Genomic DNA, 12,368 nt, shown 5'->3' on the forward strand with positions numbered 1-12,368 from the left:
CGCGGCGTTCACGACATCCTGATTGCCGTCACTGACGGGCTCAAGGGCATGCCCGAAGCGCTGGCCGCCGTATTCCCCGCCACCACGCTGCAGACCTGCATCGTCCACCTCATCCGCAACAGCCTCGATTACGCCAGTTGGAAAGACCGCCGGGGACTGGCCGCGGCGATCAAACCGATCTACGCCGCGCCCAGCGCGGAAGCCGCTCAGGCCGAACTCGATGCGTTTGCGGATGGGCCGTGGGGCCAGAAATTCCCGACTGTCAGTAGCGCGTGGCGCAACGCCTGGGATCGCGTGATCCCGTTCTTTGCGTTCCCTCCGGGTGTGCGCAAGATCATCTACACGACGAACGCGATTGAAAATATCAACTCGCAGCTGCGCAAGATCATCAAGACCCGTGGCCACTTCCCGAGCGACGAGGCCGCGACCAAACTCATCTGGCTGGCCTTGCGCAACATCACCGCGAATTGGGGAAGTGCCGCGCATGACTGGAAGACGGCCATGAACCAGTTCGCTATCCTTTACGCAGATCGATTCGTTCGGCCTTCCGTGTAATTACTCAACCTGCCTTGAACACGGAAATCCTGACACCCCCCTGACGCTTCGCACCGCACAATTAGAATATTGACTCCGACGCGAAAGCGACCCTCTCATTCGGCTGATTGCCACCTCTTTGGTTCTACCCCAATAGGGGTCGGCATCCAATCCTGCTCAGTACGGGGATGACATCGACTCAAAATACTGGTAGCGTCTTAGCACATATAACTCTCAGAAAATCAAAATATGGGGCGCTCAGCAGACTATACGATCCAGGGGTTCCTGTACCAGTTCAATCAAACGCTCGCTGAGCTACTGGAGGCAGCAGACGACGATGTAATTTCCATTGAAGGAATTGTCGAAGACATCGAAGTGGCAAGCTACACCGGCACCAAGGCGATCCAATGCAAATATCACGAAACAAAAAATAACTACACTCCAAGCGTTCTTTACAACCCCCTGCTTCAAATGTTGAAGCACTTCAAATCCAATCCCAATGCAAAAATACACTACTGCCTATACGCCCACTTCCCCGGCAATCCAGCCATCACCATAACATCACAAGAAATAAACGAAGCTCTCAAATCCAAAAACAAGGATTTGAAAGAATTAATTTCCGAACTCACCGATGTTGACGTAGAAGGATTTTTGAAAGTATTTTCATTTTCCATCACAAAGAAATATGATGACCTGATGGAAGACAACTCAAAAAAACTTGAAGGAATGGGCTTCAATAGAATTGAAATAGACACTCTATTTTACCCGAACTCGATTCAAATAATTGCAGATCTGAGCATCAAACATGACGCCAACCTCAGGAAGATCACAAAGAAGGATTTTTTTACTTTACTTAAGCAAATCAGATCAACAGCAATTTCACAATGGACGCTTTCATTAAAGACGAGGCAAAAATTACTAGAAACTCGGCGCAAACAACTCAAGGAAAATTTGAGCACAAACGCTCGCCTTCGCCACATAGCAATATTTCCTGAATTTTTAGAAAAATTTGACGATCAAATTATAATTTTCATCAAATCATTCATAGACAAATATCATTTCAAGATCGCACACACACAAACTCCACTCTTTGCACTGGACATTTCTCAAGACGCACTTGATGAAATTGCCGAGCGATTAATCGGAAAAGATATAATCCCAAATCTCGGGCGGCCGGTAAAGGCATTTTCAGAAATATATTTCCTTCGCGACCCGATGATCCAAAGAGAAAAAAAGGAATTTTCCCTTCGAATCATATGTTGGAGCGACTACAAAAAACTCACAGCAAAAATAAAGGCAGATGATCTTTTTGCAATCGGAAATGGGGACATCTCAGGCATAGACATCAAAGATATAAATATTGAAATTCTAGGATCAGATCAATTTGAAGAAATCAAATACATGATGGGGATAAGCAATGCCTATTAAAATCGGCGCCGTACTTTCGTGCGCACCGGAAGTTATCGTAGTTGCAGTAGATAGCCTCGAAGTATTCGAGAAAAACAAAGAAAACCTCCAGGTTGGACGCTTCCTGAAGATATCTCAAGGAAATCATGATTTTACAATCGCCACTATTCGCAACATCAAAGGCACAAACACCGTTAACTCAAACAACGAAATAATTTGGAGTTTTCAAATAGAGTGCCAGGCCATCGGCACTCTAATCGACGACAAGACGTTTGATCGCGGCAGCCTTCTTCTACCGGTCCCAACTGAACATGTTTTTTTGGCAGAAAAAGAAACCCTTGACAGAATGTTTTCCGCCGATAGCGACCACGACTTTCCGCTTGGAAAACTTTCAATGAATAAATCCATTGATCTCATGATCAATGGAAATAGATTTTTCAGCAAACACATTGCTGTTGTCGGCTCAACCGGCTCCGGAAAATCATGCACCGTTGCGAGAATACTACAGGATGTTGTTGGCATAACAAATAACAAGAATAGCAACAAAAACAAACAAAACAACTCCCACATCGTAATTTTCGATATTCACGATGAGTACACTGCTGCATTTACTCTAGAAAAGGAAGAATCCTTCACATTGAGCAGACTAGACATCGACTCCTTACAGCTCCCATATTGGCTGATGAATTCCGAAGAACTGGAGAGCATGTTCATCGAAAGTAACGAAGCCAATTCTCACAATCAGATTAGCCAATTTAAGCATGCAGTTGTTTTGAACAAAGAGAAGTACAATCCTGATGCACTGGAAGTCACTTACGACACTCCCGTTTATTTTTCGATCAGAGAAGTATACAACTTCATTGAAAATCTCAATCGCGAAGTAATCGGAAGACTACCCCAAGAAGACAAACCCAAGTTGGCCGATGGAAAGCTAGTGACCGACCGGAAAATTTACTTTGAAAAAATCTATGACTTCGCCCCCAACTCCACCGCTGTTGCGAGCAGAGCGACCAACGGTCCGTTCAACGGAGAGTTCAACAGATTTGTTTCCAGACTAGAGGCAAAGTTGGCCGACAAACGCCTCAGATTTCTTTTGAATGCAAAGAAAGCCGATGGGCAAGCTCACGCCACTGCAGATTTCGAAACATTGATGAAGCAATTCGTCGGATATCTCGACAAAGCCAATGTCACCATTGTGGATTTGAGCGGTGTTCCATTTGAAGTTCTTAGCATCACTGTCAGCCTAATTTCTCGATTAATTTTCGATTTTTGCTTTCATTATACAAAATTACAGCATTCTAAAGGCAAGCTCAATGACATCCCCGTTATGCTCGTTTGCGAGGAAGCTCACAACTATGTTCCACGAGATGACCGGATGGCTTATCGCGCATCCCGAAAATCCATTGAGAGAATCGCGAAAGAGGGGAGAAAGTATGGTCTGAGTCTAATGATAGTAAGTCAACGGCCGTCGGAAGTTTCTGAAACAATTTTCGCTCAATGCAACAATTTCATGTCTTTGCGCTTGACGAATGATGCAGATCAGACCTACGTACGAAGGCTCTTTCCCGACAGTGTCAATGCAATTACGGAGATTCTGCCGAACCTAGCTCCTGGCGAGTGTGTCGTCGTCGGTGACGCTGTGCTTCTGCCGGCAGTGATCAAAATGCCTCCACCGGTTCCAGAACCACATTCGCAAAGCGTGAGCGTCCATAAAGAATGGAGAGAGCAGTGGCGCGACGTCGTGTTCGCACAAGTCATCGAGCGCTGGCAAAAGTAGCGGCAAAGTGGAGCCTATCCGAACTTTTGTCTGGGGCTGGCCAAGCAGCCAATTTTATGTCTCGCAAACGCAAGGAAGAAGTGACTACTGATCGTTCGAGGGCTTGAACTGGACCAAAACTGATCAAGCAACCGATATGCGGAACGCTGGATCGTGCGACGACCAATGAGCAACTAGCCGCGCTCAAGAAGGCAATCTTCGAGAGCGCGCTGGGCGGCGCAATCAATCACGCAAACTATTAACCAAAGTTCGATATATATCCAGCGTATCCGACACATACTTATTCAAATCTGAACTCTGAGCCGCATCGAAGGAATCAATTTCTAAGTCCCGAAGACGGAAATATTCGTAAGTATACTTACCCTTCTCCGAACCTGGTGCAACAACATACTTGACGAGCCGCTTAGCACCCAACTGAACTGCACGCCGCTCCAAATGAAACTTTCCAGCATCGAAATTAGGGTGAACGAAATAATATCCAACCGATTCTTGCTTTTCAATTTCTTTAAAACTCGGGTCTCGCAAAAAATCCGTTCTCTGCCCCTTTATCTTCATATTACAACGCTTGCATGACACACTAAGATTCCAGACATCAAAGATATTGGATCGATATTTCTCTTTTGGCAAAATATGCTCAACATCAATTACCATCTTGAACTCGCCATACTGATCGCGCTGACAATAGCAGCACATATAATTTTGCAACTTACTGTGATATGCGTAGATTCGACGTTTCAAATCAATAACACACTTCGCATCCCATGGCTTCACCTCCCTATAAGCCTGATTAATCGCCGCTTGGTCATCGAGATCATTTAGATCGAATTCTACAGAGCTCATACCTCATCCTTACCAGAACCAACCATTACGCGATCACCAAGATCTCTCACACCAGATAAAAAATCTCTTTGCGTCTGATCATATGAGCTCACCTCAAACTCTTGAATTCTCCTTTCAAATTCAAATTTACTCAATTCACCACGACTTAATTCATCAAGCAATCGGGCCACCTGCTCACTCAAAAAATGATTCGACGGAGATAATGTTTGAAAGCTTTCGTATAATGTTGCCTCGATACTGCCGGTAACTTGACGAGGCGTTAGCATCGACCCATCAACCTCTAGAATTTGAATCGGGAGCTTATGCCCTTGGGCCCCACTGACGATCAGCGGTGAATGCGTAGCAATAATGATTTGCGGCGAGTAGAGATAAAACATGTCCAACAACCGTGTGCAATACTCATGTTGCCACTTCGGATGCAAGCTGTTTTCCGGCTCGTCAACCAACAATAAAGCCCCCTCATGAATATTGGCCGCAATAAATGCATATGTTGCAAGCAACGTAAGTTCACCAGAACTTGCTTGACCGATTTTTAATATACGCCCGCCTTTACGCAAATGAAATTCCAGTGGCAGTGGCTTATATCTCGGATAGCCACCATCTTGCTGAAACGAATGAAGAACATTCAGCGACGATCTTGCATAACCAGATTCCGAACCCCGCAACCAAATTATTCCGTCTGGCTGACCATCGAACAAGGGACGTATTTCATCCAGCCTTGTTCGATGAAACGAAAGTCCGTTCCGTAACGATGCATCTATAGATATCCCAATATCATCTCCAAACCCAAGATATCTCAGCACATTACCAATGCGATGCAGATTTTTCTCCCGCCGATCAGAATCCCTCGCCATGATCGCTTGAATTAGAGAGCGCCCAGGGAGATTACGACGAAACATTCCCGCCAATTCACTATACGACCCTCGAATTCGAGGGAAACGATCGTATACGGTATTCGAAATCGCAAGTACCGGCCGCCCGTTATCGATCGCCTGTCTCGCCAACATCGCCAAGTTAGTACTTTTTCCGCTGCCATTCTCACCAACCAAGAAGGTGACTTCGGAGCGGTACCGATGCAACTCTGACAACATCGTCGGAAATGATTTCATTTTTTATTTAACTCGAAATAATACAGACCAATCACTCGATGCACATCGATCTTCAACAAGAAAATTACGCACAATACTTGACACAATAATTCCCCAACCGGAACCTACGTTTGCTACCAGAGAACATAAACCCGTCCTGTCGACTGACAGACACCACCAACGTATTCTGCCCTCCGGCACCCGATCCCGACTTTCTTGAGCAACAGCGCCTTCATGATCGCACCCATTGGCTTCCACTCACCGGCAGCTCTGCAAACCGAAACGCCGCAGCATCATCAGCTAACACATCCATATAAAGGGCATCGCTATCGAACATAACGGCAACATCATCCGTTGACTTGAGCCCCATATCCGCCGTCGTCGCCCAAGCCGCTCAAAAGCGGAACCGTCTTAACAGGTTTACCTTTCCGTCATCCGACTTCATGGACCGCCCATCCGGCCCGGATATCATCCCGTTATCGGAGATAACGCTCTACACGTTACTCCCTGTCCTTTGCAGAAAACCCGCTCGCCCTAACCGTCCTGACGAGCTTAACCAGCCTTTCGTTCACCGCAACCGTATATTTCTTGACCTGATCCGCCCGATCTTGTCCGCGCCAACCTCTGCCGCAATCCTCTCCCGATAAGCAAGATAAGAATCGCCGGCGACCCGACAACCTTAGCCCCCGTCGCAGCAACGACGGCGAGAAGCATCACGCCCCCAAGAAACTTCAATCTGGAAATGCGTTTTCATTTATATAACCATCATCGAATCCAGCACCGACAAACAAAAACGGCTGCCGTGACCCCACGGCAGCCGTCCTCAGAAACGCCAATCCCAAACCCCAAATCACCCCTTACTCATCCACCTTAAAAGCCGAAACCAGCTTGGTCAATTCCGCCGCCTGCTGCTTCAAACTCTCCGCCGCAGCCGCACTTTCCTCGACCAGCGCAGCATTCTGCTGCGTCATCTGATCGAGCGACTGCACCGCATCCCCGATCTGATCGATCCCGGCACTCTGCTCCAGGCTAGCCTCTGCAATCTCGCTCATCATCGCGCTAACGCCTTGAACCTGCGAGACAACATCACTCATCACCTTCCCCGCCTCACTAACGAGCCGCGACCCGGCACCCACCGTCCCCGCGCTATGCTCGATCAGCGATTTAATCTCCTTCGCCGCCTGCGCACTGCGCTGCGCCAGATTCCGCACCTCCGAAGCCACAACAGCAAACCCACGCCCCTGCTCCCCCGCCCGCGCCGCCTCCACCGCAGCATTCAGCGCCAGAATATTCGTCTGAAACGAAATACTGTCGATCATCACGATGATCTCGGAGATCCGCTGCGAAGCGTCACTGATCTGCTCCATCGTCGTCACGACCTCGCCCACCACCTGCCCGCCGCGCGCCGCCGTATCCGCCGCGCCGTTGATCATCTTCGCGGCCATCGTCGCCGTCTCGGTGTTGTTACGCACCACGGCCGTGATCTCTTCCATCGACGAAGCCGTCCGCTCCAGGTTGCTCGACTGCCCTTCGGTGCGTTCGCTCAGATCCGCATTCCCCGAAGCAATCTGCGCCGACCCGGTCGCAATCGAAGCCGAAGCCGCCCGAATCCGATGAACGAGCGTCGACAGCGACGACACGAACCGGTTGAACGCCTCTGACAACTGTCCGATCTCGTCCTCGCTCTCGACCGTCATCCGGCGCGTCAAATCGCCCTGACCGCTGGCGATCTCCGACAGCAGCGTAGCCGCACGCCTGATCGGCGCAGCAATCGCGCGCCCCACCAGCCAGATCACGAGCAGCGCAACCCCGAGGCCCACCACCGCCGCGACCAGCGCCGCACTGCGAATCGCACGCGTCACCGGCCCGAGCAGTTCGGCCTGGGGCACCTGAACGACCACATACGCATTCAGCTCCGGGATGAACGACGTCGCGATGAAGCGCGCGCCGCCGTCGCCCTCGTAGCTGAGGTACGCATACGGCTTCCCGGCGAGCAGCGTCGACGACGGATCGCCCGGCAGCCCCGGTTCATCTTTGAGGAAATGCTTGCCGTCGATCAGCGACGTATCGCGATGCATCATGATCGCGCCGTCGGGGCGCACGAGGTATGCGAACCCGGTCTCGCCGATCCGGTAAGCCGAGATACCCTTCGCGAGCGCATCGACGGACAGGCTCATGCACGCCGCGCCGATCGGCACGCCGTCGAGTTCCACGCGGCTGTTGATGAACATCATGTAGCCGCCGACGGTCACCTCGCGATCCATGTTCACGTCGTACGCCTTGCCCGACGACAGGAAGCTGGTCAGCCACTGATCCTTGTCGGTCACCTTCCGCTGCAGGCCGGCTTCGTTGTAGTAGTTGCCGCTCTTCACCGACACCCACTGCACGGACGCGGCCTTCTGCTCGTCCTTCACGTTCTTCGCGAGCTGAATCCAGTTGCGCGTGCCGGCATCGGGTTCGCCGTCGGCTTCCCATTGCAGCAGGAACGCATCGCGCGCCAGAATGCGTGACGCGGCGATCGGGCCGGCCATCTGGCGCTGCACGTCGGCGCGGATGCCGTTCACGGCGGTCGGCAGCTCTTCGCGGACGACGCGATCGCGCACCGCGTTGCCGATCAGGCGGACGCTGAGTCCGCTCGAAATCGCGACGAACACGAGCAGGCAACTCGTCATGCTGATAATCAGCTTGTTCTGAATGGAAAGCTTGCGCCAGAAATGCATGGGGAACCCTCGATAACCGCTCGGTCTGAGCCAGATTGGGTTATCGGCAGGCGGGCGCAGAACCGCATCGCTGATTTCAGATAGCGATCATTCGAGATTCGTTATGTCGTTGAGGCGAGCATATGCGGCCGCCTATATAGACGAAAGCAACGCAAATACAACGCGCTGATCAATACGCAACGAAGATCGTCACCCGCCGGTTTCGCGCCCTGGAAACCGCATCATCCCCCGCAACAAGCGGCTGCGTATCCGCCCGCCCGATTGCCGCCATCCGATGCGGCGCAACGCCGCGCTCGGTCAGATAGCGCACCACACTCCCCGCGCGCGCCGACGAAAGCTCCCAGTTCGATTCGTACTTCGCGTTCGCGATCGGCACGCTATCCGTGTGACCTTCCACGAGAATATCGCCGGTTGCATGCGCGCTCAGTGCCTGCGCGATCTGGTTCAGCACCGGCGACGAATCGGGCAGCAAGCGCGCATCGCCGACGTTGAACAGGATCTTCGCGTCGATACCGATCTCGACGCCGTGCGGCGCCTTCACCAGCGAAATGCGTCCATTCGACTTCAACGAATCGAGCAACGCGAGCCATGGCGGCGCATGAGCGGGCGCAGCAACATCGGTAGAAGCACCACCGGCCTGCCGCGCGAGTGTCTGATACCGCGCATCGAGCGCGTTGTATTTCGCGAGCTGCAGCACATACAGCGCGAGAAACAGCACCATCAGCGTCGTGATGAGGTCCGCGTACGAGATCAGCCAGCGGCCGGACTGCGCGCCTTCGAGTTCGTCATCGTCGCGATCGGCAGCGGATGCGCCATCGGTTCTAGCAGTCATGCTGTCGTGAATCCGGGTTCGTCATACGGTACTGGTGCAGATACACGCAAGCACAAAGCGCACGAACATCACGCGAGCGATTCCGCCGCCCGCCCGCGCACATCGCCGGTCAACCGCGTCTCGATCGTATGCGGCGACTCCTTGCGCGAAATCGCGAGCAAGCCGTCGAGATAGAGCTTGCGGAATCGCATCTCGCTGTCGATTTGCGCGCGCAGCTTGCCGTACAGCGGCAGAAACACGAGGTTCGCAAACGCGAGCCCGTACAGCGTCGCGACGAACGCGACCGCGATGCCCGGCCCTAGCTGAGCCGGTTCGAGAATATGGCTCGTCACCTGCACGAGCCCGAGCACCGAGCCGAGAATGCCGAAGGTCGGCGCATAGCCGCCGGCCTGTTGCCACACGCGCACGGCCGCGAGGCGGCTGCGTTCGTACGCGTCGAGTTCGCGCTGCAACGCATCCTCGAGCACCGCGGTCGACACGCCGTTCGCCAGCAGTTCGAGCCCGCGTCGCGCGAACGGATGAATGCCGCTCACGTCCATCGATTCGAACGCGAGCAGCCCGTCGAGCTTCGCGCGGTCGCCCCATTCGAGCAGGTCGGACAGGTTCTTGCGATCGACCTCGCGTGCGCGCACGAACGCGAGCCGCAACTGCTTCACCGCGTCGAAGAAGCGCGCCCACGTGTTCTGGATCATCACCGCGCCGAGCGTGCCGCCGAGCACGATCACGAGCGCCTCGAACTGGAACAGCATCGAGAAATGCCCGCCTTCCAGCGCGAACCCGAACACGATCGCCGCGCCGCCCAGCACCACACCGACCAGAGTCAAGAGATCCATACGCGCCCCGTATCAAGCGTCCGACGACGAAGTCGACGCGACGGACGCCGCACTCGTCACCGGCGCCTTCGCAGCGCGGACGGCCTCCAGCACGCGCTGCTCGATCTCGTCGATCTCGACCGGATCGAGCTTGAGTTCGCGGCGCATCACCCACGACACCTCGTTGCGTCGTGCCTCGGTCATCACGGAAAACAGCTTGTCGGCCACCGCGCGATCGTCGAGGTTCGCGATCAGCTTCGCGAGATCGTAGGTATCGAACGCGCTGATCACGTCGAACAGCGTGCGCTGGTCGATCCACACGAGATCCTCGAGCGCGCGTACGTCGCCGCCGCGGCGCGCGTTGCGGCGCGAGAAATACGCGACGCCCTTTTGTTCGACGTAGCTGAGCACCTTCGATTTGCGGAACGCGAACACTTCTTCGGCGATCTCGCCGTTCGACAGCTTGTTGAGCAGCAGCGTCTTGTCGACGCCGATCAGCGATTCGAGATCGGCGAGTTCGATGAGTTCGAGTTCGCTGTTGATCGACAGGTCGAGATCGTGATCGGCGACCTGCTGCGCGCGGTCGATCACGCGCGCGGCGTCGAACGTGACGACCTGGCGCGCATCCGACGATGCCGCATAGTCGGCCGCGCCGCCACCGTCGGCCTGCGCGGCTTCGATCGTGACGAGGTTGAGCTTCTCCATGCGCCGCAGCATCGCAAGCACGTGCGGCCGCGAATGGCCGGCGATTGCGCGGCATTTGCGGATCACGTCGGCGAGCGGCACGGATGTCTCGGCCGCATGCGCCTGCATCGGCCGGCGCGCCCACGTGTCGCCCGGTTCGCGCGCGTCGGCGCCGGCCATCAGCGACAGCACGTGCGCATACGACAGCACGCCCGGCATGAAATCCGCATGGGTGTAGGTCGCAAGCTGGTCGTCCTTGCGCTTCACGCGGCGAATCATCGTGCGCACGATATGGCGCAGCAGCGCGGACACACGCTCGATCTCTTCATCGAGCATGCCGGCCGGCACGACCGTGAGCTGGCAGAACGAAAGCGCCTTCGCGGTATGCGCGCGCGGTTCGGCGGCGAGCAGCGCCGATTCGCCGAAGAACTCGCCGCGGCCGAGCGTCGCGACGATCACGCGCTTGTCGTCGCAGCGCGTGGACAGTTCGACCTTGCCGTCGGTAATCAGGAAGATGACGGGCTCGCCCGCGAAGCCCTCCGAGTAAATGATTTCTCCGGGCGCCGCGGTACGCGTCCACGATTGCTGACGATTCAAGTCGATTCCCCTGCTGCGCTGGTTGTTGCGGACTGCGCGTCGCATGTCTGAAGCATGCGATCGCGAGTCGTCCCCGTGACTCGTTTACGTCATCGGGCGCAACATCCTTTAGGGCATTCGTCCTCGTTCAGAACCGAAATCAAGGGAAAACGTTTGCGGATCGCGCAGGCGCATCGATCGTTCGTTTCGCCCACCGCGCGTGTAGCGAAATTGAAAGCCCGCCGCCGCCGCCCGCGTCGGGTCAGAACTCCATGTCGAGTTCGTCGATGTCTTCGTGCTCGGCCTTCGCCGCGTCGATCCACTCGGCGACGAACGGATGCGCGAGCACGCGCATGCAGTACTCGGCGACGTCCGGTTCGAGCTTCACGTCGTAGGTCAGGAAGCGCGTGACGACCGGCGCATACATCGCGTCGGCGATGCCGATTTGCGCACCGAACAGCCAGGGGCCGCCGTACTCGGCCAGGCACTCGCGCCAGATCGTCACGATCCGCTCGATGTCGTGCTGCGCGCGCGACCAGATCCGGAAGCCGGGGAAATGCCCGCGAAGGTTCATCGGCAGCGCGGATCGCAACGCGCTGAAGCCGGAATGCATTTCGCCGCAGATCGACCGGCAATGCGCGCGTGCATGCCGGTCGTCGGGCAGCAGCCGCGCCTGCGGCCGGATCTCGTTCAGGTATTCGGCGATCGCGAGCGTGTCCCACACCGCATTGCCGTCGTGCGTCAGGCACGGCACGAGGATCGACGGCGACAGCAGCAGCAGCTCCGCGCGCGACGTGGCGTCGATCGGGACGCTGATCGTCTCGAACGCGAGCCCGCTCAGCTTCGCGAGCAGCCAGCCGCGCATCGACCACGACGAGTAATTGCGGCTGCTGATGGTCAGCGTCGTCCGTGCGTTGAATTCCATGTCGCTCCCCTGCTGAATGTCGTTCGTACCCCTGCACCGTAAACGGACGCGCCGCATGATCGGCCGCACCACGTCTGTGCGGTCCGTTCGCCGAACCGGCGCAACGTCGCACGGCATCGCGGCACGTGTCGCACGCCCGGCCGGCAAGGCAGCGCGTCACCTTCCCCTCCGTC

General features: G+C 55.0%; 10 protein-coding genes. 3 read left to right on the top strand and 7 right to left on the bottom strand.

The annotated features are described in order from the left end of the window. The 3 genes from WT24_RS27670 to WT24_RS27680 form a co-directional block, all read left to right on the top strand. The coding region (locus WT24_RS27670; RefSeq protein ID WP_156441729.1) for an IS256 family transposase at window positions 1-555 on the top strand (555 nt) is incomplete at its 5' end. A gap of 228 nt (window positions 556-783) precedes the next feature. Then, on the top strand, window positions 784-1,962 hold the full coding sequence (locus WT24_RS27675; RefSeq protein WP_060036420.1) for a hypothetical protein: 1,179 nt from the start codon (window positions 784-786) through the stop codon (window positions 1,960-1,962). Further along, the gene (locus tag WT24_RS27680) at window positions 1,952-3,718 is read left to right on the top strand and encodes an ATP-binding protein (protein WP_060036421.1); all 1,767 of its coding nucleotides are present in this window, start codon (window positions 1,952-1,954) and stop codon (window positions 3,716-3,718) included. Before WT24_RS27675 ends, WT24_RS27680 begins: the two co-directional genes overlap by 11 nt. A gap of 222 nt (window positions 3,719-3,940) precedes the next feature. Here WT24_RS27680 and WT24_RS34710 read toward each other — a convergent pair whose 3' ends face one another. From WT24_RS34710 to WT24_RS27705, 7 genes are all read right to left on the bottom strand, one after another. Continuing rightward, on the bottom strand, window positions 3,941-4,558 hold the full coding sequence (locus WT24_RS34710; protein WP_156441874.1) for an HNH endonuclease: 618 nt from the start codon (window positions 4,556-4,558) through the stop codon (window positions 3,941-3,943). Continuing rightward, window positions 4,555-5,667 carry an AAA family ATPase gene (locus WT24_RS33760; protein WP_082742303.1) on the bottom strand — a complete coding sequence of 371 codons (1,113 nt, stop codon included), beginning with the start codon at window positions 5,665-5,667 and terminating at the stop codon, window positions 4,555-4,557. Before WT24_RS33760 ends, WT24_RS34710 begins: the two co-directional genes overlap by 4 nt. Window positions 5,668-6,503: 836 nt before the next feature. Further along, window positions 6,504-8,366, bottom strand: a complete 1,863-nt coding sequence (locus tag WT24_RS27685; RefSeq protein WP_060036422.1) for a methyl-accepting chemotaxis protein — start codon at window positions 8,364-8,366, stop codon at window positions 6,504-6,506. A gap of 169 nt (window positions 8,367-8,535) precedes the next feature. Further along, window positions 8,536-9,198 carry an OmpA family protein gene (locus WT24_RS27690; RefSeq protein ID WP_060036423.1) on the bottom strand — a complete coding sequence of 221 codons (663 nt, stop codon included), beginning with the start codon at window positions 9,196-9,198 and terminating at the stop codon, window positions 8,536-8,538. A gap of 68 nt (window positions 9,199-9,266) precedes the next feature. After that, a complete protein-coding gene (locus WT24_RS27695) occupies window positions 9,267-10,031 on the bottom strand; it encodes a flagellar motor protein (protein ID WP_006484340.1) in 765 nt (254 codons plus the stop codon). A gap of 12 nt (window positions 10,032-10,043) precedes the next feature. After that, entirely contained in the window at window positions 10,044-11,291 is a 1,248-nt protein-coding gene (locus tag WT24_RS27700) for a cyclic nucleotide-binding domain-containing protein (protein ID WP_060036424.1), read from the bottom strand. A gap of 241 nt (window positions 11,292-11,532) precedes the next feature. Next, entirely contained in the window at window positions 11,533-12,195 is a 663-nt protein-coding gene (locus tag WT24_RS27705; protein ID WP_060036425.1) for a glutathione S-transferase family protein, read from the bottom strand. Window positions 12,196-12,368 lie beyond the last annotated feature (173 nt).

Origin of the sequence: Burkholderia sp. MSMB1078WGS (genome assembly GCF_001528895.1) — a bacterium.
In the GTDB taxonomy this organism is placed as follows: domain Bacteria; phylum Pseudomonadota; class Gammaproteobacteria; order Burkholderiales; family Burkholderiaceae; genus Burkholderia.